Source organism: Stenotrophomonas cyclobalanopsidis (genome assembly GCF_008710035.1).
GTDB lineage: Bacteria > Pseudomonadota > Gammaproteobacteria > Xanthomonadales > Xanthomonadaceae > Stenotrophomonas > Stenotrophomonas cyclobalanopsidis.
On the sequence record NZ_VYKI01000001.1, the window covers coordinates 225,418 to 250,974 of the forward strand.

At 67.0% G+C, this 25,557-nt stretch carries 25 protein-coding genes; 18 read left to right on the forward strand and 7 right to left on the reverse strand.

Features of this window, described 5'->3' with window-relative positions:
• Window positions 1-140: 140 nt before the first annotated feature.
• The 4 genes from FJU31_RS00915 (at window position 141) to FJU31_RS00930 (ending at window position 2,583) form a co-directional block, all read left to right on the forward strand.
• The gene (locus FJU31_RS00915; RefSeq protein WP_150453105.1) at window positions 141-1,148 is read left to right on the forward strand and encodes a methionine ABC transporter ATP-binding protein; all 1,008 of its coding nucleotides are present in this window, start codon (window positions 141-143) and stop codon (window positions 1,146-1,148) included.
• Window positions 1,145-1,834 (forward strand): methionine ABC transporter permease, encoded by a 690-nt coding sequence (locus FJU31_RS00920; protein ID WP_150453106.1) that lies wholly within the window; start codon window positions 1,145-1,147, stop codon window positions 1,832-1,834. Before FJU31_RS00915 ends, FJU31_RS00920 begins: the two co-directional genes overlap by 4 nt.
• Window positions 1,835-1,994: 160 nt before the next feature.
• Entirely contained in the window at window positions 1,995-2,273 is a 279-nt protein-coding gene (locus FJU31_RS00925; RefSeq protein ID WP_150453107.1) for a type II toxin-antitoxin system RelE/ParE family toxin, read from the forward strand.
• 10 nt (window positions 2,274-2,283) lie between these two features.
• A complete protein-coding gene (locus FJU31_RS00930) occupies window positions 2,284-2,583 on the forward strand; it encodes a HigA family addiction module antitoxin (RefSeq protein ID WP_150453108.1) in 300 nt (99 codons plus the stop codon).
• A 71-nt stretch (window positions 2,584-2,654) separates the two neighbouring features.
• Here FJU31_RS00930 and FJU31_RS00935 read toward each other — a convergent pair whose 3' ends face one another.
• The gene (locus tag FJU31_RS00935; protein ID WP_150453109.1) at window positions 2,655-3,257 is read right to left on the reverse strand and encodes a lipocalin family protein; all 603 of its coding nucleotides are present in this window, start codon (window positions 3,255-3,257) and stop codon (window positions 2,655-2,657) included.
• Window positions 3,258-3,383: 126 nt separating this feature from the next.
• Between FJU31_RS00935 and FJU31_RS00940 the strand changes: the two genes are divergently transcribed.
• On the forward strand, window positions 3,384-3,698 hold the full coding sequence (locus FJU31_RS00940; RefSeq protein WP_150453110.1) for a hypothetical protein: 315 nt from the start codon (window positions 3,384-3,386) through the stop codon (window positions 3,696-3,698).
• A gap of 69 nt (window positions 3,699-3,767) precedes the next feature.
• Window positions 3,768-5,864: a prolyl oligopeptidase family serine peptidase gene (locus FJU31_RS00945; protein ID WP_150453111.1), complete on the forward strand. Its 2,097-nt coding sequence runs from the start codon at window positions 3,768-3,770 to the stop codon at window positions 5,862-5,864.
• Window positions 5,865-5,987: 123 nt separating this feature from the next.
• Here the strand turns inward: FJU31_RS00945 and FJU31_RS00950 are convergent, their stop codons facing one another.
• Window positions 5,988-7,172 (reverse strand): pyridoxal phosphate-dependent aminotransferase, encoded by a 1,185-nt coding sequence (locus tag FJU31_RS00950; RefSeq protein WP_150453112.1) that lies wholly within the window; start codon window positions 7,170-7,172, stop codon window positions 5,988-5,990.
• 143 nt (window positions 7,173-7,315) lie between these two features.
• Between FJU31_RS00950 and FJU31_RS00955 the strand changes: the two genes are divergently transcribed.
• The 8 genes from FJU31_RS00955 (at window position 7,316) to hslU (ending at window position 15,162) form a co-directional block, all read left to right on the forward strand.
• The gene (locus FJU31_RS00955; RefSeq protein WP_150453113.1) at window positions 7,316-9,427 is read left to right on the forward strand and encodes a S9 family peptidase; all 2,112 of its coding nucleotides are present in this window, start codon (window positions 7,316-7,318) and stop codon (window positions 9,425-9,427) included.
• Between the two features lie 54 nt (window positions 9,428-9,481).
• Window positions 9,482-9,901 (forward strand): YbaN family protein, encoded by a 420-nt coding sequence (locus FJU31_RS00960; protein ID WP_150453114.1) that lies wholly within the window; start codon window positions 9,482-9,484, stop codon window positions 9,899-9,901.
• A 129-nt stretch (window positions 9,902-10,030) separates the two neighbouring features.
• Entirely contained in the window at window positions 10,031-10,282 is a 252-nt protein-coding gene (gene lptM, locus FJU31_RS00965) for an LPS translocon maturation chaperone LptM (protein ID WP_150453115.1), read from the forward strand.
• Entirely contained in the window at window positions 10,275-11,126 is an 852-nt protein-coding gene (dapF, locus tag FJU31_RS00970; protein ID WP_150453116.1) for a diaminopimelate epimerase, read from the forward strand. The genes lptM and dapF overlap by 8 nt, the downstream gene beginning before the upstream one ends.
• Window positions 11,123-11,797 (forward strand): DUF484 family protein, encoded by a 675-nt coding sequence (locus tag FJU31_RS00975; RefSeq protein WP_188115427.1) that lies wholly within the window; start codon window positions 11,123-11,125, stop codon window positions 11,795-11,797. The genes dapF and FJU31_RS00975 overlap by 4 nt, the downstream gene beginning before the upstream one ends.
• Before the next feature lie 16 nt (window positions 11,798-11,813).
• A complete protein-coding gene (xerC, locus tag FJU31_RS00980; protein WP_150453118.1) occupies window positions 11,814-12,692 on the forward strand; it encodes a tyrosine recombinase XerC in 879 nt (292 codons plus the stop codon).
• Between the two features lie 438 nt (window positions 12,693-13,130).
• Window positions 13,131-13,682, forward strand: a complete 552-nt coding sequence (gene hslV, locus FJU31_RS00985) for an ATP-dependent protease subunit HslV (protein ID WP_079223431.1) — start codon at window positions 13,131-13,133, stop codon at window positions 13,680-13,682.
• 106 nt (window positions 13,683-13,788) lie between these two features.
• Window positions 13,789-15,162, forward strand: coding sequence for an ATP-dependent protease ATPase subunit HslU (gene hslU / locus FJU31_RS00990; protein WP_150453119.1), 1,374 nt, complete (start codon window positions 13,789-13,791; stop codon window positions 15,160-15,162).
• Window positions 15,163-15,430: 268 nt separating this feature from the next.
• Here the strand turns inward: hslU and FJU31_RS00995 are convergent, their stop codons facing one another.
• Complete coding sequence (locus FJU31_RS00995) at window positions 15,431-16,084, reverse strand: TetR family transcriptional regulator (RefSeq protein ID WP_150453120.1); 654 nt, start codon at window positions 16,082-16,084, stop codon at window positions 15,431-15,433.
• 227 nt (window positions 16,085-16,311) lie between these two features.
• Here FJU31_RS00995 and smeD point away from each other — a divergent pair, with 227 nt between their 5' ends.
• The 3 genes from smeD to smeF are packed head-to-tail and all read left to right on the forward strand — an operon-like array spanning window position 16,312 to window position 22,069.
• Window positions 16,312-17,499 (forward strand): multidrug efflux RND transporter periplasmic adaptor subunit SmeD, encoded by a 1,188-nt coding sequence (smeD, locus tag FJU31_RS01000; protein ID WP_150453121.1) that lies wholly within the window; start codon window positions 16,312-16,314, stop codon window positions 17,497-17,499.
• 12 nt (window positions 17,500-17,511) lie between these two features.
• Window positions 17,512-20,691: a multidrug efflux RND transporter permease subunit SmeE gene (gene smeE / locus FJU31_RS01005; protein ID WP_246161177.1), complete on the forward strand. Its 3,180-nt coding sequence runs from the start codon at window positions 17,512-17,514 to the stop codon at window positions 20,689-20,691.
• The gene (smeF, locus tag FJU31_RS01010) at window positions 20,684-22,069 is read left to right on the forward strand and encodes a multidrug efflux RND transporter outer membrane subunit SmeF (RefSeq protein WP_425473600.1); all 1,386 of its coding nucleotides are present in this window, start codon (window positions 20,684-20,686) and stop codon (window positions 22,067-22,069) included. Before smeE ends, smeF begins: the two co-directional genes overlap by 8 nt.
• 316 nt (window positions 22,070-22,385) lie before the next feature.
• Here the strand turns inward: smeF and FJU31_RS01015 are convergent, their stop codons facing one another.
• The 4 genes from FJU31_RS01015 to FJU31_RS01030 form a co-directional block, all read right to left on the reverse strand.
• Window positions 22,386-22,850, reverse strand: coding sequence for a transposase (locus FJU31_RS01015; protein ID WP_342788274.1), 465 nt, complete (start codon window positions 22,848-22,850; stop codon window positions 22,386-22,388).
• Between the two features lie 160 nt (window positions 22,851-23,010).
• On the reverse strand, window positions 23,011-23,433 hold the full coding sequence (locus FJU31_RS01020) for a low affinity iron permease family protein (RefSeq protein WP_108770045.1): 423 nt from the start codon (window positions 23,431-23,433) through the stop codon (window positions 23,011-23,013).
• Between the two features lie 73 nt (window positions 23,434-23,506).
• Window positions 23,507-23,833 carry a hypothetical protein gene (locus FJU31_RS01025; RefSeq protein ID WP_150453123.1) on the reverse strand — a complete coding sequence of 109 codons (327 nt, stop codon included), beginning with the start codon at window positions 23,831-23,833 and terminating at the stop codon, window positions 23,507-23,509.
• Between the two features lie 388 nt (window positions 23,834-24,221).
• Window positions 24,222-24,674 (reverse strand): nucleoside deaminase, encoded by a 453-nt coding sequence (locus tag FJU31_RS01030; RefSeq protein ID WP_108750493.1) that lies wholly within the window; start codon window positions 24,672-24,674, stop codon window positions 24,222-24,224.
• An 81-nt stretch (window positions 24,675-24,755) separates the two neighbouring features.
• On the opposite strand from FJU31_RS01030, the gene ubiE reads away from it, so the two are divergent.
• Window positions 24,756-25,517 (forward strand): bifunctional demethylmenaquinone methyltransferase/2-methoxy-6-polyprenyl-1,4-benzoquinol methylase UbiE, encoded by a 762-nt coding sequence (gene ubiE, locus FJU31_RS01035; RefSeq protein ID WP_079223406.1) that lies wholly within the window; start codon window positions 24,756-24,758, stop codon window positions 25,515-25,517.
• Window positions 25,518-25,557: the final 40 nt, after the last annotated feature.

A 25,557-nucleotide genomic window follows, 5' to 3' on the forward strand; every position in this document is an offset into this window, starting at 1 on the left:
CTACCGACCCCCACCGTCATCCCCGGTACACGCGTCTTAGAACCAAAAGGAATAACATTCTGGCCCAAGGCGCAGGCGCGCAACCGCCGGCGCTGGTAGGCTGCACGCCCCTTCCATCGCTCTGCCGGTGAGCCACGCCCGTGATCGAGTTCCAGCGCCTGCACAAATCCTATGCCGTTGCCGGCCGCCAAGTGAGCGCGCTGCAACCGCTGGACCTGACCATCGAGGCCGGCGAAGTGTTCGGCATCATCGGCCATTCCGGCGCGGGCAAGTCGACCCTGATCCGCATGATCAACCGCCTGGAAGAACCCAGCGGTGGGCGCCTGCTGATCGGCGGCGAGGACATCACCGCGCTGGATGCGGATGGGCTGCGCGCGCTGCGCCGGCGAATCGGCATGATCTTCCAGCACTTCAACCTGCTGTCCTCGCGTACCGTGGCTGGCAACGTGGCGTTCCCGCTGGAACTGGGTGGCATGCCCAAGGCCGAGATCGACGCGCGCGTGGCCGAGCTGCTGCAGACCGTCGGCCTGCAGGACCACGCGGCGAAGTATCCGGCGCAGCTGTCCGGCGGCCAGAAGCAGCGCGTTGGCATCGCCCGTGCGCTGGCCACCCGCCCGCAGATCCTGCTATGCGATGAAGCCACCAGTGCGCTCGACCCGCAGACTACGGCCTCGGTGCTGTCGCTGCTGTCAAAGATCAACCGCGAGCTGGGCCTGACCATCGTGCTGATCACCCACGAGATGGATGTGATCCGCCGCGTCTGCGACCGCGTGGCGGTGCTCGATGCGGGTGATCTGGTGGAAACCGGCCCGGTCACCCAGGTCTTCCTGCACCCGCAGCACCCGACCACGCGCCGTTTCGTCAGCGAATCGGAGCATGTGGACGAGGGCACGCTGCACCGCGATTTCGACGTGGTCGGTGGCCGCATCGTGCGCCTGACCTTCCTCGGCGGCGATACCTACGAACCGCTGCTGGGCAGCGTTGCGCGGCAGACCGGCGTCGACTACAACATCCTGTCCGGCCGCATCGACCGGATCAAGGACACCCCGTATGGCCAGCTGGTGGTCGCCCTGGTGGGCGGTGACCAGTCCGCCGCGCAGGCCGCGTTCGTGGCCGCCGGCGTGCACGTTGAGGAACTGCGTCGATGATCGTCGCTACTGCTGAGGGCTTCTTCCGCCACCTGGATGCGGACAAGTGGGTGGATATCGGCAAGGCCACCATCGAGACGCTGCTGATGATGGCCGGCTCGCTGCCGCTGACCCTGGCCATCGGCCTGCCGATGGGCGTGCTGCTGTACGTGTTCGGTGCGCCGCAGATGAAGCGTCGTCCGTTTGCCTACGGCGTGCTGGCGATCGTGGTGAACCTGCTGCGTTCGGTGCCCTTCATCATCCTGATGGTGGTGCTGATTCCGGTGTCGCTGTGGCTAATGGGCCAGTCCATCGGTGTGCTCGGCACGCTGCCGGCGCTGGTGATCGGCGCCGCGCCGTTCTATGCACGCCTGGTCGAGACCGCGCTGCGCGAAGTGGACCGCGGCGTGGTCGAGGCCGCGCAGTCGATGGGCGCCACCACCTGGCAGCTGGTCACCCGGGTGCTGCTGCCCGAAGCGCGGCCGGGCCTGATTGCCGCCGCCACGGTCACCACCGTTGCTCTGGTCGGCTTCACCGCCATGGGCGGCGCGATCGGTTCCGGCGGCCTGGGTGACCTGTCCCTGCGCGAAGGCTACCAGCGCAACCGCACCGACGTGGCCCTGGTCACCGTGGTGGTGCTGCTGATTTTGGTGCAGCTGCTGCAGATGCTCGGCGACCGCCTGGTCGCGCATTACACCCGCAAGTAACACCGTGCCGGGCGGCGCCCGGCATCGTCCGGGTAGCGCCGGGCCATGCCCGGCGGCGGCATGACGCAATCGATCCATTGAAAACCTGAATCACCGAACCGGGACTGGCAGCACATCCAGTTGCTTGGTATATTCCGCGCGACGTAATACGTTTTGCGGAATGATCCGGTCCTTCCGTTGCAAGCACACCCGCGCCTTGTTTGAAGGCCACTGCGTGCGCGCCTGGCTGCCGATCAGACGCGCAGCCGAACGCAAGCTGCAGATGCTTGACTCGGCACAGACGCTGGCGTTCCTGCGCAGTCCGCCTGGCAACCGGTTGGAGGCACTGGCGGGCGACCGCAAAGGGCAGCACAGCCTGCGAATCAACGATCAGTGGCGGCTGTGTTTCATCTGGACCGAAAGCGGTCCGCAATCCGTGGAAATCGTTGACTACCACTGAGGCATTCGCCATGAAGCCAACCGACAATCGCATGCGGGCCATCCATCCCGGCGAGATCCTGCGCGAAGAGTTCCTCTCCCCACTGGCCTTGAGCGTGAACGCGTTGGCGAGGGCGTTGGATGTTCCGGCCACACGCCTGCATGCCATCGTCCATGGCGAACGTGCGATCAGCGCCGATACCGCTGCCCGGCTGGCGCGTCATTTTGGCGGCGATGCTGCATCGTGGCTGGCGCTGCAGGCGACCTATGACCTGAAGACGTTGCCCACACTCGGCGAGATCGAACGCCGCGTGCAGCCGCGGGCGGCGTAAGGCACGTCACGTCCGCCGGGCATGGCCCGGTATCGTCCGGGTAGCGCCGGGCCATGCCCGGCGACGCTTTTTCAGCGCACGTTCGGGACTTCGTAGCCCAGCTTGCCGACCTGGTCGGCGTGCTGCGGCACGCGCTTGAGCTTGTCGGTGTTCACGCCGTACTCGTCGCGCAGGCGCTCGGCCAGCTCCTTGTACAGCGCCTTGTCCATGTCCGGCTGGCGCGAGAAGATCCAGGCCATTTCCCGGCCCGGGTAGCCGATCATCGCCCACGAATAGTCCGGGGCGACTTCCAGAACGCGCGAATGGGTCGGCACGATCCGGTAGAACCAGGTGCGCCAGGCGTGGTTGCCGCTGTCGGCGTCGACGCTGGCACGCGCACGCACTTCCTGCTGCGGCGCACCGAAGCCATCGCGGTAGCGGTAGACGATGCCCACCTTGTTGTCTTCGCGCAGCGTGTATTCGTTGACGCTGGCCACGTGGCCGCGTTCGATGAAGTTCGGCACGCGGCCGATCACGTACCAGGTGCCCATGAAGCGCTGCAGATCGATCGGCGCACCATGTTCGGAGGCCCCCGATGCGCTGGCGCGCGGCAACGGCGGGTCGCTGGCGGCCAGCGCGGGGCCTCCAAGGGACAGAGCCAGCAACACGGCGCAGAACGGGCGGATCGAGGACATGCGGGAGCGAGCTCCATTGGGTGCCCAAGCATGGTCGACTGTGTGTGCTCGATCCGTCAATGGCGGTCGCAGTCTGTGAGAAGGGAGCGGGCCAAGCTCGCCGCCATCGAACCATCGAGACCGCCCATGAACGCTCGCTCTTCCCGTCGCAACCCTGCTGAACGCGACAGCTTCGCCTCCGACCGCCGCCTGTTGCGCAGCGTGCAGCAACTGGCCCTGGCCGGGCTCGCGCTGGTGCTGGTGTGGCCGGCCGCACGCGGCAGCAGTGTCTGGCTGGGCTGGCTGCCGCTGTGGCTGGTGGGCATGCCGCTGGCAGCCTGGTGGGCGCTGCTGGGCTGCCCGTTGCCGCTGCGGGCCTGGCTGCGCCGCCAGCGCCAGCCGGGCGTGCAGGCCCGGCGCCTGCCGGCACGGGCGCGGCGCGCGCGTACCGCTGCGGCCTGACCTTCGACACGGGGGCGGCCCCGGGGATCCGTGCTAGCGTTCCAGCGCTTATGACTGCCTGGAACCGCAATGTCACGATTCGCTTCCGCCTGCCTGCTGGCCGGCATGATGACCGCTGCTTCGGTGGGGACCACCGTGGCTGCTGAAGAGACCGACCGTTACGCCTGGCTGGAGGACGTCACCGGCGACAAGCCGCTGTCCTGGGTCAAGGAACAGAATGCCAGGTCCGAGGGCCGCCTGGCGCAGACCCCGGCCTTCAAGCAGATGGAAGCCAGCATCCGCGAGGTGCTCGATTCGGACGCCAAGATCCCCGGCGTGCAGAAGATCGGCGACTACTACTACAACTTCTGGAAGGACCAGCAGCACGAGCGTGGCCTGTGGCGCCGCACCACCCTGGCCGAGTACCGCAAGGCCTCGCCGCAGTGGGAAACCGTGCTCGACCTGGATGCACTGAACAAGGCCGAGGGCGAGAACTGGGTCTGGCACGGCGCCGACTGCCTGCGCCCGGACTACAGCCGCTGCCTGATCGCGCTGTCGCGCGGCGGCGCCGATGCCGATGTCACCCGTGAATTCGACCTGGCCAGCAAGACCTGGATCAAGGACGGCTTCTTCCGCCCCGAATCCAAGGGCGGCCTGGGCTGGATCGACCGTGATTCGGTATTCGTCTACACCGATTTCGGCGGCGGTTCGATGACAACCTCCGGCTACCCGCGCGTGGCCAAGCTGTGGAAGCGTGGCACGCCGCTGGCCTCGGCCAGCGTGGTCTACGAAGGCAAGCCGGAAGACATGTACATCGCAGCGATGCACGATGACACCCCGGGCTTCGAGCGCAACCTGGTCAGCCGCACGCTGGCCTTCTACAACAACGAGCTGTACCTGCGCGCCGACAATGGCACGCTGACCAGGATCGACGCGCCGAACTCGGCGGAGAAGGGCCTGCACAAGCAGTGGCTGACTTTGGAGCTGCGCGACCCGTGGACCGTGGGTGGCAAGACCTACGCCTCCGGCTCGCTGCTGGCGACCAAGCTCGACGACTTCCTGGCCGGCAAGCGTGATTTCGAAGTCCTGTTCACCCCGACCGCGACCACCTCGCTGGCCGGTGCCACCTGGACCAAGAGCCACCTCGTGCTGAACGTGCTCGACGACGTCAAGAACCGCCTGTCGGTGCTGACCCCGGGTGCCAACGGCTGGCAGAAGAGTGAGTTCGTCGGTGCGCCGGCCTTCGGCACCCTGGCCGTGGGCGCAGTGGACAGCAACGACAGCGACGCCGTGTGGCTGACCGCCACCGATTACCTGACCCCGACCACCCTGGCCCTGGCCGACATCGGCAAGGCCCCGGAAACGCTGAAGACCATGCCGGCCTTCTTCGATGCCGAGGGCAAGGTGATCGAGCAGCACTTCGCCACCAGCAAGGACGGTACCCGCGTGCCGTACTTCGTGGTGCACGACAAGGCGATGAAGCTGGACGGCTCCAATCCGACCCTGCTGTACGGCTACGGTGGCTTCGAGATCTCGCTGACCCCGAGCTACTCCGGGGGCATGGGCCGCGCCTGGCTGGAGAAGGGCGGCGTGTACGTGGTCGCCAACATCCGTGGCGGTGGCGAGTACGGCCCGCGCTGGCACCAGGCGGCGCTGAAGCAGAACCGCCACAAGGCCTATGAAGACATGGCCGCGGTGGCGCAGGATCTGGTCACCCGCAAGATCACCACCGCCAAGCACCTGGGCGTGCAGGGCGGCAGCAACGGCGGCCTGCTCACCGGCAACATGCTCACCCAGTACCCCGAGCTGTTCGGTGCGGTGGTGGTGCAGGTGCCGCTGCTGGACATGAAGCGCTACAGCCACCTGCTGGCCGGCGCTTCGTGGATGGCCGAGTACGGCAACCCGGACACCAGCGACTGGGAGTTCATCAAGACCTTCTCGCCGTACCACCTGTTCGATGCGAAGAAGAGCTACCCACCGGTGCTGTTCACCACCTCCACCCGCGATGACCGCGTGCATCCGGGCCACGCCCGCAAGATGGCGGCGAAGATGATCGACGCCGGCAAGGACGTGACCTACTACGAGAACATCGAAGGTGGCCACGGCGGCGCAGCCAACAACGCGCAGGCCGCACACATGTCGGCCCTGGCCTACAGCTTCCTGTGGGAGCGTTTGGGCGGCAAGTAAGCAGAACCGAAAACACCGCCCACCAGGGCGGCGTTTTTCGTTGGGCGTTCGTTGAACGGTAGCGCCGGGCCACGCCTGGCGGCTTCATGGCTGTGCGGCGCGATCGCCGGGCATGGCCCGGCGCTACCGGAATCGCTGCAACCCACGCGCAATCCGCTCCACCGCCTCCTGCAGCCGCGGCACTTCCTGCGTATACGCCAGGCGCACATGCTGGTTGGCGCGATGGAAGCCGAAATCCAGGCCCGGGGTGAACGCCACGTGCTCGGTTTCCAGGAAGTGCGCGCAGAACGCCTGCGCATCATCAGTGAAGGCGCTGACATCGGCATACAGGTAGAACGCGCCCTGCGGCTCCACCTCGATGCGGAAGCCCAGCTCGCGCAGTGCGGGCAGCAGGAAATCGCGGCGCTGGCGGAACGCCTCGCGGCGCTGCTCGAAGATCGCCATCGATTCCTCGCTGAAACAGGCGAGGGCGGCATGCTGGGCGATGCTCGACGCGCTGATGTACAGGTTCTGTGCCAGCTTCTCCAGATCAGGCACGGCCGCCGGCGGTGCCACCAGCCAGCCGAGCCGCCAGCCGGTCATGCCGAAGTACTTGGAGAAGCTGTTCAGCACGAACGCGCTGTCATCCACCTGCAGCACGCTGGGTGCATCCAGGCCATAGGTCAGGCCGTGGTAGATCTCGTCCACCACCAGGTGGCCACCGCGCGCATGCAGCGAGGTCGACAGCGCGGCCAGTTCATCGGCCGACAGCACGGTGCCGGTGGGGTTGGCCGGTGAAGCGACCAGCGCACCGACGCTGTCGGCATTCCAGTGCTGTTCCACCAGCGAGGGGGTCAGCTGGTAGGCGGTATCGGGGCCGACCGGCACCAGCTGCGCGCCGCCTTCCACCAGACGCAGGAAGTGGCGGTTGCAGGGGTAGCCGGGGTCGGCCAGCAGCCAGTGCCGGCCCGGATCAACCAGCAGGCTGCTGGCCAGCAGCAGTGCGCCGGAACCACCGGGGGTGACCACGATGCGTTCGGGGTCGATATCCAGCGCGTAGTGGCTGCGATAGAAACCGCTGATGGCCTGGCGCAGGGCCGGCAGGCCGCGTGCGGCGGTGTAGCGGGTGTGGCCGGCGGCCAGTGCGGCCTGGCCGGCGCGCACGACCGGCTCGGCGGTGGTGAAGTCCGGTTCGCCGATCTCCAGGTGGATCACATCGTGGCCCGCCTGTTCCAGCGCCTGCGCGCGGGCCAGCAGGGACATCACGTGGAAGGGGGCGATTTCATGGCTGCGCCGGCTGTAGCCCGGCGTGTGGGGCAGGGTGCTCATGCCGCCATGGTACGCCGCCGGCAGGGGCCGCCGCAGCGGTGGTAGAGTCGAGCTTGCTCGACTGCGGCTGCGGTCAGTCGAGCAAGCTCGACTCTACCTGCGCCACGGACGCCATTGCGTAACCGCACAAGGAGCCCTATCTCATGAAATCCACCCTCTGCCTGTTGCTTGCCAGCCTGATGACCAGCACCGTTACCGCCGCCACCCCGCCCGTTCCGCCGGATGCCGCCAAGCACCCGCACGAGGTCAAGGCGCCGTTCGGCGCTACCCGCACCGACGACTATTACTGGCTGCGCGACGACAAGCGCGAAAACAAGGACATGCTGGCCTACCTGCAGGCCGAGAATGCCTACACCGACCAGCTGCTGGCGCCGCTGAAGCCGCTCGAAGACACCCTGTACAAGGAGATCGTCGGCCGCATCAAGCAGGACGATTCCAGCGTGCCGGCGCGCGAGCGCGGCTACTGGTACTACAGCCGCTACGAGACCGGCCAGGATTACCCCATCCACGCGCGCCGCAAGGGCAGCATGGAGGCGGCCGAGGAAATCCTGCTGGATGTCAACGCGATGGCCGCCGGCAAGGGCTACTTCAGCGTCGGCGCGATGGAAGTCAGCCAGGACAACCAGCTGCTGGCCTGGGCCGACGATGATGTCGGCCGCCGCCAGTACACCATCCGCTTCAAGGACCTGGCCACCGGCAAGGTGCTGCCCGACGTCATCACCGGCAGCTCCGGCAACCTGGTCTGGGCGGACGACAACCGCACCGTGCTGTACGTCGAGAACGATCCGGAAACCCTGCTGACCGTGCGGGTCAAGAAGCACGTGCTGGGCACCCCGGCCAGCGCCGACTCCGTCGTCTACGAAGAGAAGGACGACAGCTTCTACATGGGCATCGGCCGTACCCGTGACGATCGCTTCATCACCATCGGCGTGCACAGCACCGTGTCCTCGGAAGAGCGTTACGCCCCGGCCAGCGACCCGACCACTTTCACCGTGCTGGCCCCGCGCCAGCGCGATGTCGAATACGATGCCGACCATTACGACGGCCGCTGGGTGATCCGCACCAACGATGGGGCGAAGAACTTCAAGCTCGTCACCGCACCGACCGATGCCACTTCGCGTGCGCAGTGGAAGGACTGGATCGCGCACGACGATGCGGTGTTCATCGAAGGCTTCGAGCTGTTCGACAGCTACACCGCCATCGCCGAACGTTCCGAAGGCCTGGAGCGCATCCGCCTGCTGTTCAAGGATGGCCGCAGCGACTACGTGAAGGCCGACGAGCCGGCGTATTCGATGGGCCTGGGCGACAACACCGAGGCCGACACTCAGTGGCTGCGCTACGTCTACACCTCGATGACCACCCCGACCACGGTATTCGAGCTGAACACCGCCACCGGCGAGCGCCGCCAGCTGAAGGTGCAGCCGGTCATCGGCTATGACGCCTCGAAGTACGAAACCGACCGCGTCTGGATCACCGCGCGTGACGGGGTGAAGTTGCCGGTGTCGCTGGTCTACCGCAAGGGCTACCAGAAGGATGGCAAGGGCGCGCTGTTCCAGTACGCCTACGGCAGCTACGGCATGTCGATGGACCCGTACTTCAACCAGACCGCGGTGAGCCTGCTCGACCGTGGCGTGGTCTACGCCATCGCCCACATCCGTGGCGGCCAGGAAATGGGTCGCGACTGGTACGAGAATGGCAAGCTGCTGCACAAGCAGAACACCTTCAACGACTTCATCGACGTCACCCGTGGCCTGGTGGCGCAGGGCTGGGCGGCCAGGGACCGCGTCGCCGCCTCCGGTGGCAGCGCCGGTGGCCTGCTGATGGGCGCGGTGGCCAACCAGGCGCCGCAGGATTACCGGGTGATGGTGGCGCAGGTGCCGTTCGTCGACGTGGTCACCACCATGCTCGACCCGACCATTCCGCTGACCACCAACGAGTACGACGAGTGGGGAAACCCGGAGCAGAAGCCGTACTACTACTACATGCTGTCCTACTCGCCCTACGACAACGTCAAGCAGCAGGCCTACCCGGCGCTGTTCGTGGGCACCGGCCTGTGGGACTCGCAGGTGCAGTACTGGGAACCGGCCAAGTGGGTGGCCAAGCTGCGTGACGACAACACCGGCCATTACCCGATCCTGTTCCGCACCAACATGGAAGCCGGCCACGGCGGCAAGTCGGGGCGCTTCCAGCGTTACCGCGAACTGTCCGAGTCGTATGCGTTCGTGCTGCAGCAGCTGGGCATCGTCCAGCCGTGATCGCGACAGGGTGCCGGGCACTGCCTGGCACCCTGAACCGGTATCCTTGCGGCCATGACCGCACCTGCGCCACTGCCTCCGGATGACACCCCGCCACCGCGCGTGGTGCGTTTCCGCTGGGCGTGGTGGCTGCTGGCCTACGCCAGCCTCGGCACCGGCATCGTCGGCATCTTCGTGCCGGGCCTGCCGACCACCGTATTCATCCTGATTTCGGCCTGGGCCGCCTCGCGCGGGTCCGAGCGCCTGCACACCTGGCTGCTGCAGCACCCGCGGTTCGGCCCGGCCATCGCCAACTGGCAGGCGCACGGTGCGGTCAGCCGCTACGGCAAGTGGATGGCCACGATCACCATGGCCGCGTGCGCCGGCATCATGCTGTGGTGCGTGCCGATCGCCTGGGTGAAGTGGTTTTCCATCGGCAGCATGACCGTGGTGGCGATCTGGCTGTGGACGCGGCCGTTGCCGCCGCCGGAATAAGGCTCCCGCCGGGCATGGCCCGGCGCTACCTGGGGCGCACGGTTGCGGTAGCGCCGGGCCATGTCCGGCGGATGCGTGGCCCTGCACCCTCTACCAACCGCTCAGCCGCCAATGGCTATACTCGGGCGCATGAAGATCCCCCATCGCAACGTCATCCTGATTCCGCTGGCAGCGGCCTCGCTGCTGTTCCTGTCCGCCTGTGGCAACAAGGGCCCGCTGGTACTGCCGCAGAAGCCGGTGCCGGTGGAAGAGACGGTCGAACCGGCCGCCGCGCCCGAAACCACCCCGGAAGCCACCCCCGCCGCGACCCAGCCGACCAGCGACGGCAGCCCCTCGGTCACCCCGGACCCGATCAGGCCGGTGGACGGTGGGGATGAGTAAGGCTGGCTCCAATGCCCTGCGCTTCAGCAAGATGCATGGTGCGGGCAACGATTTCGTAGTGATCGACCTGCGTGACGGCACGCCGCCGCCCACCCCTGAAGTGGCCGCGCGCCTGGCCGACCGCCACACCGGCGTAGGCTGCGACCAGATCCTCACCATCGAGGCCCCGCGTGCGGACGGCTCGGTGGCGTCCTATCGGATCTGGAATGCCGACGGTTCCAATTCCGAGCAGTGCGGCAACGGCGCGCGCTGCATTGCCGCCTGGCTGGTGCGCGAGGGCAGTGCCCAGGGCGAGGGCTTCGTGATCGACAGCCCGCTGGCCAGCCATGAGGTGCAGGTGCTGGGCGATGGCCGCTTCTCGGTGGCCATGGGCGTGCCGGCGTTCGAACCGGCGCAGGTGCCGCTGGTGGGCTTCGCCCATGCGCGCGATGAATACCTGATGCCGCTGCAGGGCGAGACCGTGCGCTTTTCGGCCGTGTCGATGGGCAATCCGCACGCGGTCATCGAAGTGGGCCTGGTCGATGCCGCGCCGGTCGAGCGCGTCGGCGCACTGCTGCAGCAGCATGCTTCGTTCCCGCAGTCGGTCAACGTGGGTTTCGCCCAGGTGATGGGCCCGGACCATGCGCGCCTGCGCGTGTACGAACGTGGCGTCGGCGAAACCCTGGCCTGCGGCAGTGGTGCCTGCGCCGCCGCCGTCACCCTGATGCAGCGCGGCCGCCTGCAGGCCGATGCACGCATCAGCCTGCCCGGTGGCGAGCTGCGCATCCAGTGGCCGGGCGAAGGCCAGCCGGTGGTCATGGCCGGCCCGACCGCATTCGTCTTCGAAGGGGAGTGGATCGCATGAGTGAGACCGTCGACAAGCTCGGGGGCCATGACGTCGCTGCGTGGTTGCGGCGCCATCCCGGCTTCCTCAAGCAGTTCCCGGACCTGGCCCTGACCCTGGTGGTGCCGCGCGATGACGGCCCGACCGCGTCGCTGGCCAGCTACCAGCTGGAAGTGCTGCGCGAGAAGAACCGCGAGCTGGCGCGACGGTTGGCCGACCTGGGCGCGACCGCCCAGGTCAACGAGCGGTTGGCGGTGCGCACGCATCAGCTGACCCTGGCTCTGATGAAGCAGGACAACGCCGCCGACACCCTGCGTGCGATGGCGGCCTCGCTGCAGGAAGATTTTGCCGGTGACCTGGTGCGGCTGGTGGTGCACACGCCGGTGGCCGGTCTGGAACGAGCCGAATGGCTGCAGGTGATCGCCGCCGATGACGCGCAGCTGGGGCCGTTCCGTGATTGCCTGAAGGACGGCGAGCCGATCTGCGGGCGCCTGCAGCCTGAGAAGAACGCCGTGCTGTACGGCGCGCGCAGCGATGAAGTGCAGACCACCGCACTGCTGCCGCTGCCGGGCATCGGCCTGATCGCCGTCGGCAGCCACGATGCCAACCGCTTCTACCCGGGCATGGGCACGCTGTTCCTGCGCATGATGGGCGATGCCCTGGTCGCCGGCCTGAAGCGCTTCGAGCGCTGAGCCGGGGCGCACGTCGATGAGCGCGGTACAGCACTTCCTGCAGCACCTGCAGGTGGAACGGCGGATGTCGGCGCATACGCTCGATGCTTATCGCCGTGACCTGGACGCGCTGTCGGTGTGGGTGGAACCGCGCGGCGTGGCGGTGGAGGCACTGGATGCCGAAACGCTGCGCCAGTTCGTCGCCGATGAGCATCGTCGCGGGCTGTCGGCCAAGAGCCTGCAGCGCCGCCTGTCGGCCTGCCGCAGCTTCTATGCCTGGCTGCTCAAGCACGGGCGCATCGAAGTGAGCCCTGCGGCGACCCTGAAGGCGCCCCGTGCACCACGGCGCCTGCCGCAGGTGCTCGATGCCGACGAAGCGGTGCAGCTGGTCGAGCTGGAACCGGAAGGCGAACTCGGCCGCCGCGACCGCGCGCTGCTGGAACTGTTCTATTCCTCCGGCCTGCGCCTGAGCGAAGTGTGTGCGCTGACCTGGCGCGACCTGGATTTCAACAGCGGCTTGGTCAACGTGCTGGGCAAGGGCAACCGCCAGCGCCGGGTGCCCTTCGGCCGCCCGGCACGCGAAGCACTGCTGGCCTGGCGCGCGGAAAGTGGCGGCGGCCCGGCGACGCCAGTGTTTCCCGGCCGCAACGGGCCGATCAGCCAGCGTGCGGTGCAGATCCGCATCCGCCAGCTGGCCCAGCGGCAGGGGCTGTTCAAGCACGTGCACCCGCATATGCTGCGGCACAGTTTCGCCAGCCACATCCTGGAATCCTCCGGCGACCTGCGCGGTGTGCAGGAGCTGCTCGGTCACGCCGATATCGCAACGACGCAGATCTACACCCATCTGGATTTCCAGCACCTGGCCAAGGTCTACGACGCCGCGCATCCGCGCGCGAAGCGTAAGCCGGTAGCCTGACCGTCCGCAGGGCATGGCCCGGCGCTACCGGTCGGGGTTGGTTGGGGCTGCGTGATCCGCCGGGCATGGCCCGGCACTACCGGTCGGGGTTGGTTGGGGCTGCGTGATCCGCCGGGCATGGCCCGGCGCTACCGGTGGGGGTTGTTTAGGGCTGCGTGATCCGCCGGGCATGGCCCGGCGCTACCGGTCGGGGTTGGTTGGGGCTGCGTGATCCGCCGGGCATGGCCCGGCGCTACCGGTGGGGGTTGTTTGGGGCTGCGTGATCCGCCGGGCATGGCCCGGCGCTACCGGTTCCGTGGAGCATCTCCGAGGTAGCGCCGGGCCATGCCCGGCAAGCGCAGCGGTATCTGTGCCTCCGCCCTGAACGGCAGCCACCCGCACAGGCTTGATCGCTCCCGGCGCTGTCCCCATCTCCCGTGAACAGCTATCGGAGGCCGCATGGACCCCAGTCAGAATCCCAATGTTTTCCACGCCACCACCATCGTCTGCGTGCGCCGCGGCGACCACGTGGCGATTGCCGGTGATGGCCAGGTCACCCTCGGCCACACGGTGATGAAGGGCAATGCGCGCAAGGTGCGCCGCCTCGGCCGCGACGGCCAGGTGCTGGCCGGCTTCGCCGGTGCCGCCGCCGATGCTTTCACCCTGTTCGAGCTGTTCGAGGCCAAGCTGGAAAAGCATGGCCAGCTGCAGCGCGCCGCCGTCGAGCTGGCCAAGGATTGGCGTACCGAACGCCGCCTGGGCAAGCTGGAAGCCCTGCTGGCCGTGGCCGACAAGGAAACCTCGCTGATCATCAGCGGCACCGGTGATGTGATTGAGCCGGAGGACGGCATCATCGCCATCGGTTCTGGTGGTTCCTATGCCCTGTCGGCCGCGCGCGCACTGATGGCGCACACCGAACTGGATGCGCGCACGATTGCCAGCGAAGCGATCGGCATCGCCGGCGACATCTGCATCTACACCAACCGCAACGTGGTGGTCGAGGAGTTGTGACGGGGAACCCGTCACAGGCATTCCAGATTCGCCGGGCATGGCCCGGCGCTACCGTCCGGGGCCGTTCGGTTCCGGCATCGTAGACAACGAATTCGTGAGCACATCCATGTCGAAGATCGAAGTTTCCTCCGCCACCATGACCCCGCGCGAGATCGTGCAGGAACTGGACCGGCACATCGTCGGCCAGCACGACGCCAAGCGCGCGGTGGCCATCGCCCTGCGCAACCGCTGGCGCCGCATGCAGCTGGTGCCTGAGCTGCGCAATGAAGTGATGCCGAAGAACATCCTGATGATCGGCCCGACCGGTGTCGGCAAGACCGAGATCGCGCGCCGCCTGGCCACCCTGGCCAACGCGCCGTTCGTGAAGGTCGAAGCGACCCGCTTCACCGAAGTCGGCTACGTCGGCAAGGACGTCGAGCAGATCATCCGCGACCTGGCCGATACCGCGGTCAAGCTTTACCGCGAGCAGGCCAAGGTACGCGTGCGTACCCAGGCCGAAGAGCGCGCCGAAGACCGCATCCTCGACGCACTGCTGCCGCGCCGCAGCGGCGGCATTGGTTTCGACCCGGAAGTGGCCCGCAACGAGCCGTCGGCGCAGGACAACGAGACCCGCATCAAGTTCCGCAAGATGCTGCGCAACGGCGAGCTGGACGATCGCGAGATCGAGCTCGACCTGGCGGCCAACGTCAGCATGGACATCATGACCCCGCCGGGCATGGAGGAAATGGGCCAGCAGCTGAAGTCGATGTTCGCCAACCTCGGCGGCGGCGCCAAGGCCCACAAGCGCACGCTGACCATCAAGGCCGCGCGCCCGCTGCTGATCGAGGAAGAAGCCGGCAAGCTGGTCAACGAGGACGATATTCGCACCGCGGCGATCGAAGCCTGCGAACAGCATGGCATCGTCTTCATCGACGAGATCGACAAGGTCGCCAAGCGTGGCGACAACGTGGGCGGCGGTGATGTGTCCCGCGAAGGCGTGCAGCGCGACCTGCTGCCGCTGGTGGAAGGCTCCAACGTGTCCACCAAGTACGGCACGATCAAGACCGACCACATCCTTTTCATTGCCTCGGGCGCGTTCCACCTGGCCAAGCCCAGCGACCTGATTCCGGAACTGCAGGGCCGTTTCCCGATCCGCGTGGAGCTGGGCGCACTGAGCAAGAACGATTTCGTGCGCATCCTGACCGAGCCGAAGGCCGCGCTGACCAAGCAGTACGAAGCGCTGCTGGCCACCGAAGGCGTCAAGGTCAGCTTCACCGCCGATGCCATCGAGCGCCTGGCCGAGATCGCCTTCCAGGTGAACGAGCGCCAGGAAAACATCGGCGCCCGCCGCCTGCACACCGTGCTGGAACGCCTGCTGGATTCGCTCAGCTACGAGGCGCCGGACCGCGACGGCGAAACCCTGGCCATCGACAGCGCCTACGTCGATGCGCACCTGGGTGAACTGGTGCAGGACCCGGACCTGAGCCGCTACATCCTGTAACGCCAGGCGGGGTCGGATCCCTCGCGTCAGCGAGGGCTCCGACCCCAAGTCCCGCAACGTAAAAGGCCGCCGAAAGGCGGCCTTCTTCGTTTGCGCGCACGGCATCCACGCATGGCGTGGATCTATTGCCGGGCCATGCCCAGCCGTTTTCCTTCCGGCGTGCATTGCATCGAACGCGGGCCGCGCTTCGCGCTCGCCGGGCATGGCCCGGCGCTACCAATGTGGGAGGGTCGCGGTAGCGCCGGGCCATGCCCGGCGGCAGCCACGGCTACGGCAGCGGCTCGGGAATCGAGCCCGGCACGAACACCCCTTCCTTCACGTAGGCGGTCAGGGTCATGTCCAGCGCGAGCATGCCGTCGCGCTTGAGGTCCATCAGTTCCGGTTCGACCATCGCCCCGTGCAGCACGCCCAGCACGGTGGCGTGCAGCATGCGCGCGGCGATCTTCGGGTCGGCGCCGTCGCGCAGCTGGCCCAGGTCCTGGGCGCGGCGCAGGGCGCGCTCCATCCGGTCAAGCGCATCGCGGAAGCCGGACTGCTGCAGCTCGGCCAGCGCGCGGCTTTCCGACGAGGCATCGCTGCGCAGCATGATTTCCATGGTCTTGCGCAGGCGCTCGTCCTCCGACAGTTCGATGAACGAGTAGATCATCACCGCGCGCAGGTCGTGGATCGGCGTCTGCCGTTCGTCGCTGGAGGTGCGCTCCAGTTCCTGCATGAAGGGCAGGTGCACCCGCTGGATGATCGCGGTCAGCACCTCGGTCTTGTTCTTGAAGTGCCAGTAGACCGCGCCCCGGGTGTAGCCGGCGCGGGCGCCGATCATCTCCAGCGTGGTCCGCGCCACCCCGTGTTCATGGAAGCAGCCCTCGGCGGCATCAAGGATGCCTTCGCGGGTTGCCTGGGTGTCTTCTTTGGTCTTGCGCGCCATGGGTCGGGGAGTGGGTACCAGTGCCGGTGAAACCTGACTGAATTGTACCGCTTTACAAACAAACAGTCATGTATGTATATTTCGCACCCATGCTCTCCGCCATGCATGTGCCTCAGCCCATGCTGCGGGGAGAGCTCCCTCCGCGACCACCCCAGCCGGCCTCCTGGCGCTCGGCAGTCGTATCAGGGCGCCTTGAGAATTCCCCCTTGTCGCGAGTCCCCAGCCCCATGCCCCTGACCCGAATCCGCCCCTTCCTGCTGTCGCTGGCCATCGCCGCGACCGTGGCCGCCTGCGGTGGCCAACCCGAACAGCCCCAGCAAGGCCCCGGCCAAGTGACCGTGGTCACGCTGAAGTCGGAAAGCGTGGGCCTGACCCGTGAACTGCCGGGCCGCACCACTGCCTTCCTGGTCGCCGAAGTGCGCCCGCAGGTCAGCGGCATCGTCGCCAAGCGCCTGTTCACCGAGGGCGGACTGGTGAAGGAAGGGCAGCCGCTGTACCAGATCGAAGACGCCAGCTACCGCGCCCAGGCCAACAGCGCCCGCGCCCAGCTGGCCCGCGCCGAAGCCACCGCTAATGCCGCGCGGCTGAGCGCCAAGCGCATCACCGAGCTGGCCAAGGTCGATGCGGTCAGCCAGCAGGATCTGGAAAACGCCGTGGCCGCGCAGAAGCAGGCCGAGGCCGATGTCGGTGCCGCCAAGGCGGCGCTGGACGCGGCCAACGTCACGCTCGGCTATGCCCGCATCACCGCGCCGATCAGCGGCCGCATCGGCAAGTCCAGCGTCACCCAGGGCGCGCTGGTCAGTGTCGGCCAGGCCGATGCGCTGGCCACCGTGCAGCAGCTCACCCCGATCTACGTCGACCTGACCCAGTCTTCGGCCGAGCTGCTGCAGCTGCGCCGCGAACTGGCCGCCGGCCGCCTGCAGGACAACCAGACCCTGCCGGTCACCATCCTGCTGGAGGACGGCAGCGAGTTCCCGCACAAGGGCGCGCTGGAGTTCTCCGAAGTGAGCGTCGACCCGACCACCGGCAGCTACGCGCTGCGGGTGAAGGTGGACAACCCCGAGGGCCTGTTGATGCCGGGGATGTACGTGCGCGCGGTGGTCGGCGGCGGCGTGCGCGCCGATGCCGTGCTGGTGCCGATGCAGGGCATCGCCCGCGACGCCAAGGGCGATACCAGCGCCATGGTGGTCGGCAAGGACAACAAGGTGGAAGTGCGCCCGGTGAAGGTCAGCCGCGCACTGGCCGACAAGTGGCTGGTCGAGGACGGTCTGCAGCCGGGTGACAAGGTCATCGTCGAAGGCCTGCAGAAGATCGGCCCCGGCATGCCCGTGCAGGCCACCGAGAAGGGCGCCGCCCCGGCACAGCCGGACGCCGCCCCGCAGCCTGCCGCCCAGCCGGCCGGCGACGCGAAGTAAGCGGAGAATTCCATGGCACGTTTTTTCATTGATCGACCCATCTTCGCGTGGGTGATCGCCATCATCATCATGCTGGCCGGTGCGCTGGCGGTGATGAAGCTGCCGGTGTCGATGTATCCCGAGGTCGCCCCGCCGGCCGTCGAGATCAGCGCCACTTACCCGGGTGCATCGGCCAAGGTGGTCGAGGACTCGGTGACGCAGATCATCGAGCAGAACATGAAGGGCCTGGACGGCCTGATCTACTTCTCCTCCAACAGCTCGGCCAACGGCCAGGCGACCATCACCCTCACCTTCGAAGCTGGCACCAACCCGGACATCGCCCAGGTGCAGGTGCAGAACAAGCTGCAGCTGGCCATGCCGCTGCTGCCGCAGGAAGTACAGCGGCAGGGCATCAACGTGGCCAAGTCCAGCAGCGGCTTCCTGCAGGTGCTCGGCTTCGTGTCCAACGACGGCAGCATGGATGCCAACGACATCGCCGACTACGTCGGCTCCAATGTCGTCGACACGCTGAGCCGCGTGCCGGGCGTGGGCAACATCCAGGTGTTCGGTGGCAAGTACGCCATGCGCATCTGGCTGGACCCGAACAAGCTGCACACCTACAAGCTGTCGGTCGATGAAGTGACCGCGGCGATCACCGCGCAGAACGCACAGGTGGCCATCGGCCAGCTCGGCGGTGCGCCGTCGGTGAAGGGCCAGCAGCTCAACGCCACCATCAACGCGCAGGACCGCCTGCAGACCCCGGAGCAGTTCCGCAACATCCTGGTGCGTGGCGGTACCGATGGCAGCGAGCTGCGCCTTGGAGATGTCGCCCGCGTCGAGCTGGGTGCGGAAAGCTACGACTTCGTCACCCGCTACAACGGCAAGCCGTCCACCGGTATCGCCATCACCCTGGCCACCGGCGCCAACGCGCTGGCCACCGCCGAGGGCGTGCGCACCGCGCTGGACGAGATGAAGTCCAGCTTCCCGGCCGGCCTGGAAACCGTCGTGCCGTACGACACCACCCCGTTCGTGCAGGTCTCGATCAAGGGCGTCATCAAGACCCTGATCGAAGCGATCGTGCTGGTGTTCGTGGTGATGTACCTGTTCCTGCAGAACTTCCGCGCCACCCTGATTCCGACCATCGCCGTGCCGGTGGTGCTGCTGGGTACCTTCGGCGTGCTGGCCATGCTCGGCTTCTCGGTCAACATGCTGACCATGTTCGCCATGGTGCTGGCCATCGGCCTGCTGGTGGACGATGCCATCGTGGTGGTGGAGAACGTCGAGCGCATCATGTCTGAAGAGGGCCTGTCGCCGCTGGAAGCCACCCGCAAGTCGATGAGCCAGATCACCGGCGCACTGGTGGGCATCGGCCTGGTGCTGTCGGCGGTGTTCGTGCCGATGGCCTTCATGAGCGGCTCGACCGGCATCATCTACCGCCAGTTCTCGGCCACCATCGTTTCAGCCATGGCGCTGTCGGTGCTGGTGGCCATCGTGCTGACCCCGGCGCTGTGCGCGACCATGCTCAAGCCGCTGAAGAAGGGCGAGCACCATGTCGCCCACACCGGCCTGCTCGGCCGCTTCTTCAACGGTTTCAATCGTGGCTTCGACCGTTCCAGCGAGACCTACCAGCGCGGCGTAAAGGGCATCATCCATCGCCCGTGGCGCTTCATGGGCATCTTCCTGGCGCTGGCCGTGGTGATGGGCGTGCTGTTCGCGCGCCTGCCCAGCTCGTTCCTGCCCAATGAAGACCAGGGCATCATGATGGCGCTGGTGCAGACCCCGGTCGGCGCCACCCAGGAACGCACGCTGGAAGCGATGGCCAAGCTGGAAGACCACTTCCTGAAGAACGAGGCCGACGCGGTTGAGTCCATCTTCGCCGTGCAGGGCTTCAGCTTCGCCGGCATGGGCCAGAACGCGGGCATGGCCTTCGTCAAGCTGAAGGACTGGAAGGAGCGCGACGCCGACCACAGCGTGGGTGCCATCACCGGGCGTGCGATGGGCGCGCTGGGCCAGATCAAGGACGCCTTCATCTTCGCCTTCCCGCCGCCGGCGATGCCGGAACTGGGTATCGGTTCGGGTTACACGTTCTTCCTGAAGGACACCAGCGGCAAGGGCCATGACGCCCTGCTGGCCGCGCGCAACCAGCTGCTGGGTGCGGCGGGGCAGAGCAAGCTGCTGGCCAACGTGCGCCCCAACGGCCAGGAAGACACCCCGCAGCTGCGCATCGACGTGGACGTGGAAAAGGCCAACGCCCTGGGCCTGTCGGTCAGCTCGATCAACACCACCCTGGCCGCGGCGTGGGGCAGCAGCTACGTCGATGATTTCATCGACCGTGGCCGCGTCAAGCGCGTGTACGTGATGGCCGATGCACCGTTCCGCATGAACCCGGACGACTTCAACGTCTGGTCGGTGAAGAACGGGCAGGGCGAAATGGTGCCGTTCAGTGCCTTCGCCTCCAAGCGTTGGGACTACGGTTCGCCGCGCCTGGAACGCTACAACGGCGTGTCGGCGATGGAGATCCAGGGCGAGCCGGCCGGGGGCGTGGCCTCCGGTGATGCCATGGCCGAGATCGAGCGCATCGCCAAGGACCTGCCGCCGGGCTTCGACATCGAATGGACCGCGCTGTCCTACCAGGAACGCCAGGCCGGTTCGCAGACGCCGCTGCTGTACACCCTGTCGCTGCTGATCGTGTTCCTGTGCCTTGCCGCGCTGTATGAAAGCTGGAGCGTGCCGACCTCGGTGCTGCTGGTGGCGCCGCTGGGCATCCTCGGCGCAGTGCTGGCCAACACCTTCCGCGGCATGGAGCGCGACATCTACTTCCAGGTGGCGATGCTGACCACGGTGGGCCTGACCAGCAAGAACGCGATCCTGATCGTCGAATTTGCCAAGGAGAACCTGGAGAAGGGCGCAGGCCTGATCGAAGCGACGATGCATGCGGTGCGCGACCGCCTGCGCCCGATCATCATGACCTCGCTGGCGTTCGGCCTGGGCGTGCTGCCGCTGGCCATCGCCTCCGGTGCAGGTTCCGGTGCGCAGCGCGCCATCGGTACCGGCGTGCTGGGCGGCATGCTGGTGGGCACCGTGATGGGTGTGTTCTTCATCCCGCTGTTCTTCGTGGTGGTGCAGCGCGTGTTCAACCGCAACAAGGGCAACGGGGGTGGCACGCCGCCGGCCCCGCGCGATGATGCTGCCCATGGAGGTTCCCATGAATAAGACCCCCCTGCTGCTGGCGCTCGTCGCCAGCCTGGGCCTGGCCGGCTGTTCGACCCTGGCGCCGAAGGACACCGCCGTTGCTCCGGGCATTCCGGCGCAGTGGCCGGCCGAGGCGAGCCAGGGCGAGGTCACCGATGTTGCTGCACTGGGCTGGCGTGACTTCTTCGCCGATGAGCGCCTGCAGCAGGTGATCGGCCAGGCGCTGGACAACAACCGCGACCTGCGCGTGGCCGTGCTGAACGTGGAAAAGGCACGCGGCCAGTACCGCGTGCAGCGCGCCGACCGCGTGCCCGGCCTGGCCGCCACCGGCCAGATGGAACGGCAGGGCACCAATGCGGGTGTCACCGAGCAGTTCACCGCCGGCGTGGGCGTGGCCGACTTCGAGCTGGATCTGTTCGGCCGCGTGCGCAACCTCAGCGAATCTGCGTTGCAGCAGTACTTCGCCGTGGCCGCCAACCGCCGCAACGCGCAGCTGAGCCTGGTGGCCGAGACCGCCACCGCCTGGCTGACCTACGGTGCCGATGCGCAGCAGCTGAGGATTTCCGAGGCAACGCTGAAGACCTACGAGGATTCGCTGCGCCTGGCCGAGGCCCGCCATGAACGCGGCGGCAGTTCCGGTCTGGAACTGAGCCAGACCCGCACGCTGGTGGAAACCGCGCGTACCGATGCCGCCCGCCTGCGCGGGCAGCTGGCCCAGGACCGCAACGCGCTGGCGCTGCTGGCCGGTGGCCAGGTCGATGCGGACCTGCTGCCGAACAGCATCGAACCGCAGCTGCTGGCGCTGGCCCCGCCGCCGGCGGGCCTGCCCAGCGACGTGCTGCTGCAGCGCCCGGACATCATGGCCGCCGAACACCAGTTGCTGGCGGCCAACGCCAACATCGGTGCCGCGCGCGCCGCGTTCTTCCCCAGCATCACCCTGACCGGCAGCATCGGCAGTGGCTCGGGCGAACTGTCCAACCTGTTCGACAGCGGCACCCGCGTGTGGAGTTTCCTGCCGAAGATCACCCTGCCGATCTTCCAGGGGGGCAAGCTGCGCGCGAACCTGGCGGTGGCCAATGCGGACCGCGATATCGCCCTGGCGCAGTACGAGAAGGCGATCCAGAGCGGTTTCCGCGAAACCTCCGACGCGCTGGCGCTGAATGTCAGCCTGGACGAGCAGGTGAGCGCGCAGCAGCGCCTGGTGGATGCGGCCGAAACGGCCAACCGCCTGTCGCAGGCACGCTATGACGCCGGCCTGGACAGCTTCGTGACCCTGCTGGACGCACGCCGCACCGCCTACAGCGCGCAGCAGACGCGCCTGCAGACCGAGCTGGCCCAGCAGACCAACCGCATCACCCTGTACAAGGTGCTGGGCGGCGGCTGGCACGAACGCGGGTAACTCCCGGTAGCGCCGGGCCATGCCCGGCGACGTTTCTTCGGGCGTTCATGGCGTCGGACGCATGCCGCATACGAAGGCGAAGGGATCATCGGTAGCGCCGGGCCACGCCCGGCGGCTTCTTGTCCGGCGTTGAAGGCATCGGACGCAGGCCGCACTGCGCGCTCGCCGGGCACGGCCCGGCGCTGCCAGACGCAGATTGCGGCGCTACCGCATCGGCCATCGGCACCAGGCAAACGGGTATTCATCCAGTTCGGTAGCGAGGCCCGCACGGATTGGATTGCCCAGGATGTAGAGCGCGTGGCGCCTCAACGCATCTTCATGGCGAACAGCGTGGTCGAAGTAGCTCGGCTGCCACAAGGGCGTCTCCACACCGAACTGCTGCCCTAAAAAGGCGGCTGCTGCGTAATTTCAACGTTCCCATCAAGCGGGCGAGCGTTCCCGCGCGCAACTGCATCAACCAATGAATATGATCGGGCATGATGACCCAGGCGAATGAGCGACTGAGCCCTTCGCGCTCCTCGAAGCGCAGCGTATCCACCAAGTATTCCGCGCAGCGAGGGTCTGCAAATACCGGGCGCCGCCTCAGCACCACAGTGGTCAGCACGTAGTACCCATCGATGCGGGAATCGCGGCCACGTTGGAGATGGCGACTGGACATTGGACCAGTCTGGGAATCAGCTCTCAGTCCCCCTATCGGCAGATGCCTTGGCAGCTTGTAAGGTTCTGCCGCACTCGCCGGGCATTGTCCCAGGCGTGCGGGGCTTTGGTAGCGCCGGGCCATGCCCGGCGGCTTACCTTTGAGCGTTCATGGCGTCGGACACAAGCCGCGCTGCCGCGCTCGCCGGGCATGGCCCGGCGCTACCAGAGCGTGGTCGTTCGTGGCGTCGGACACAGGCCGCGCTGCGCGCTTGCCGGGCAGCGCCCGGCGCTAACGTCTGCTGTCAAACCGCCTCATCATCGCGCGGCGCCGCGCGGCAGGAACGTACCCTGGCCAGCGCGTCGCCGGCTTCGCGGGCCATGCGCTCGTACTCGGCGCGGATTTCTTCCAGCCGCTCTTCGTCCATTTCTTCCAGGTCCAGCAACTCGTTGTTGGCCTCGGCCGTGGCGCGGATCAGCTCGTCCAGCTTGATCTGCATCGCCGCCGTATCAGAGTTCTGGGTGTGCTGGATCAGGAACACCATCAGGAAGGTGATGATGGTGGTGCCGGTGTTGATCACCAGCTGCCAGGTATCGTTGAAGCCGAAGACGGGGCCGCTGATGCCCCACACCACCACGATCGCCACCGCGGCCAGGAAGGTCCACGGCGAGCCGGTGGCGGCCGCGGCCTTCTTGGCGATCGTATTGAACAGGGTTCTTGCTTTCATCGTCGTCGTTCCAGCCAAGTGACGAAGATGATCGGCAGCTGCCCGTGCAGGGGCCGTGCAGCCGCGGGGAAACTCAGGCGCGCAGGCGCGGGGCGTCCTGCAGGCGAACGCGGCTGGTCTGGTAGACGTGCTGCCAGCAGCGGTCAACGAATTCGCGGGCCTGCGATTCGGTCAGGCGCGGCATGATCTGCAGGGCATACTGGGTCTGGAATGCTTCGTCGCGCTCGGCATTGCTCGCGCGAGGCTGGGTGATCAATGAATCACACGCGAACTTGATCCAGGGCACATATGAGCCGAACGAATTGTGCGGGAGGGCACCGTCAGCGTGCTGCCGGCGCCAATGATCCAGTTCGGCGTCTACGTCGATGACCGGCGGGATGGTGGGGACTTCAGCGTGCATGTCATTCCAATTCAGTTGGGTTGGATGAAGCGTCGGAACCGCAGTGTCGCGTAACAGTCAGTGCAAGCTGCGTCAGCGCGACGTGCAGTCGGTGTCGCCACCGCGCGGAGGCAATGGACGGGTGGGGTGGCGTTGAAGGCAGGAGCCGCTCGGCGAGGGACGGCAGGCATCGCGTCTGGATGCAGGCAGCCCGCACTGCGGACGTCCCTATATGCCGGGTAAGGCCACACGTTACCCCCGGCCTGTGATGAGCATGTCAGCAGTGCGCGGGGCGACGAGCGCATTCACAGGGAATGCCTGGGTTGGATGTGCCCAAGGTACCGCCGGCACAGGGCTGTGCCGGCTCTGAAGCGTTCATGTAGCTATGCGCGGAACGGAGACGAGGCGCTTATTCGCCGATGTCTTCGTTCCAGATGTCCGGATGTTGCGCAATGAAGCCGCCCAGCAGGTCCACGCATTCCTGGCTGTCCAGGTCGATCACGTTGACGCCGTTTTCGCGCAGCCAGTCGATGCCGCCCTGGAAGGTGCGCGATTCGCCCACCACCACGGTGCCGATGTTGAACTGGCGCACCAGGCCCGAGCAGTACCAGCACGGCGCCAGGGTGGTGACCATGATGGTGTCCTGGTAACGGCGCTGGCGGCCGGCCTTGCGGAAAGCATCGGTTTCGCCGTGCACGGACGGGTCGCCTTCCTGCACACGGCGGTTGTGGCCGCAGCCGAGCAGGCGGCCGTCGTTGTGGTACAGCGCCGCGCCGATCGGCACGCCGCCCTCGGCCAGGCCCTGTCGGGCTTCGGCGATGGCGGTCTGCAGCAGGGCCTGGTAGTCGGGCGTGGTGATCATGCGGGGCTCCGGTGGGTCATGGGCCGCCATGATAAGGCCCGGTTACCCCGCAGCGGCCCCGGCGGTGCGATAATCAGCGGCATGAGCGAATCCCCCTACAAATCCGGTACCACCCATTTCGGGTTCCGCGACGTGGCCGCCAAGGACAAGCAGAAGCTTGTCGGCGAGGTGTTCACCTCGGTCGCGCGCAGCTACGACCTGATGAACGACCTGATGAGCCTCGGCGTGCACCGGGCCTGGAAGCGCTATTACGTGGCCACCGCGCAGGTGAAACCGGGTGATCGCGTGCTCGACCTGGCCGGCGGCACCGGTGACATCGCCGCCCTGCTGAAGGAGCGCGTGGGCGCCGAGGGTTCGGTGGTGCTGGGCGACATCAACGCCGGCATGCTGTCGGTCGGCCGTGACCGCCTGACCAACCGCGGCTTGGTGCTCGGCCTGGATTACGTGCAGTGCAACGCCGAAGCCCTGCCCTTCCCGGACAACAGCTTCGACCTGGTGACGATCGCCTTCGGCCTGCGCAACGTGACCGACAAGGACGCCGGCCTGCGCGAGATGTACCGCGTGCTGAAGGTGGGCGGCCAGGCCCGCGTGCTGGAGTTCTCCGAAGTCACCGCCGACTGGTTCAAGCCGATCTACGACTTCCATTCGTTCAGGATCCTGCCGAAGCTGGGCAAGCTGTTCGCCAACGATTCGGACAGCTACCAGTACCTGGCCGAGAGCATCCGCAAGCACCCGCCGCAGGAAGAGCTGAAGGCGATGATGGGGCAGGCCGGTTTCGAGCGCTGCCACTACAAGAACCTGACCGGCGGCATCGTCTCGATCCACTCCGGCTACAAGCTGTAAAGCGTGTGGGGCCGCCAGGCATGGCCCGGCGCTACCTGTT

Coding starts and splice junctions, on each gene's coding strand:
- FJU31_RS00920 (WP_150453106.1), top strand. CDS start 1,145: ATGATCGTCGCTACTGCTGAGGGCTTCTTCCGCCACCTGGATGCGGAC.
- FJU31_RS00925 (WP_150453107.1), top strand. CDS start 1,995: ATGATCCGGTCCTTCCGTTGCAAGCACACCCGCGCCTTGTTTGAAGGC.
- FJU31_RS00930 (WP_150453108.1), top strand. CDS start 2,284: ATGAAGCCAACCGACAATCGCATGCGGGCCATCCATCCCGGCGAGATC.
- FJU31_RS00935 (WP_150453109.1), bottom strand. CDS start 3,257: ATGTCCTCGATCCGCCCGTTCTGCGCCGTGTTGCTGGCTCTGTCCCTT.
- FJU31_RS00940 (WP_150453110.1), top strand. CDS start 3,384: ATGAACGCTCGCTCTTCCCGTCGCAACCCTGCTGAACGCGACAGCTTC.
- FJU31_RS00945 (WP_150453111.1), top strand. CDS start 3,768: ATGTCACGATTCGCTTCCGCCTGCCTGCTGGCCGGCATGATGACCGCT.
- FJU31_RS00950 (WP_150453112.1), bottom strand. CDS start 7,172: ATGAGCACCCTGCCCCACACGCCGGGCTACAGCCGGCGCAGCCATGAA.
- FJU31_RS00955 (WP_150453113.1), top strand. CDS start 7,316: ATGAAATCCACCCTCTGCCTGTTGCTTGCCAGCCTGATGACCAGCACC.
- FJU31_RS00960 (WP_150453114.1), top strand. CDS start 9,482: ATGACCGCACCTGCGCCACTGCCTCCGGATGACACCCCGCCACCGCGC.
- lptM (WP_150453115.1), top strand. CDS start 10,031: ATGAAGATCCCCCATCGCAACGTCATCCTGATTCCGCTGGCAGCGGCC.
- dapF (WP_150453116.1), top strand. CDS start 10,275: ATGAGTAAGGCTGGCTCCAATGCCCTGCGCTTCAGCAAGATGCATGGT.
- FJU31_RS00975 (WP_188115427.1), top strand. CDS start 11,123: ATGAGTGAGACCGTCGACAAGCTCGGGGGCCATGACGTCGCTGCGTGG.
- xerC (WP_150453118.1), top strand. CDS start 11,814: ATGAGCGCGGTACAGCACTTCCTGCAGCACCTGCAGGTGGAACGGCGG.
- hslV (WP_079223431.1), top strand. CDS start 13,131: ATGGACCCCAGTCAGAATCCCAATGTTTTCCACGCCACCACCATCGTC.
- hslU (WP_150453119.1), top strand. CDS start 13,789: ATGTCGAAGATCGAAGTTTCCTCCGCCACCATGACCCCGCGCGAGATC.
- FJU31_RS00995 (WP_150453120.1), bottom strand. CDS start 16,084: ATGGCGCGCAAGACCAAAGAAGACACCCAGGCAACCCGCGAAGGCATC.
- smeD (WP_150453121.1), top strand. CDS start 16,312: ATGCCCCTGACCCGAATCCGCCCCTTCCTGCTGTCGCTGGCCATCGCC.
- smeE (WP_246161177.1), top strand. CDS start 17,512: ATGGCACGTTTTTTCATTGATCGACCCATCTTCGCGTGGGTGATCGCC.
- smeF (WP_425473600.1), top strand. CDS start 20,684: ATGAATAAGACCCCCCTGCTGCTGGCGCTCGTCGCCAGCCTGGGCCTG.
- FJU31_RS01015 (WP_342788274.1), bottom strand. CDS start 22,850: ATGGCCCGGCGCTACCAAAGCCCCGCACGCCTGGGACAATGCCCGGCG.
- FJU31_RS01020 (WP_108770045.1), bottom strand. CDS start 23,433: ATGAAAGCAAGAACCCTGTTCAATACGATCGCCAAGAAGGCCGCGGCC.
- FJU31_RS01025 (WP_150453123.1), bottom strand. CDS start 23,833: ATGCACGCTGAAGTCCCCACCATCCCGCCGGTCATCGACGTAGACGCC.
- FJU31_RS01030 (WP_108750493.1), bottom strand. CDS start 24,674: ATGATCACCACGCCCGACTACCAGGCCCTGCTGCAGACCGCCATCGCC.
- ubiE (WP_079223406.1), top strand. CDS start 24,756: ATGAGCGAATCCCCCTACAAATCCGGTACCACCCATTTCGGGTTCCGC.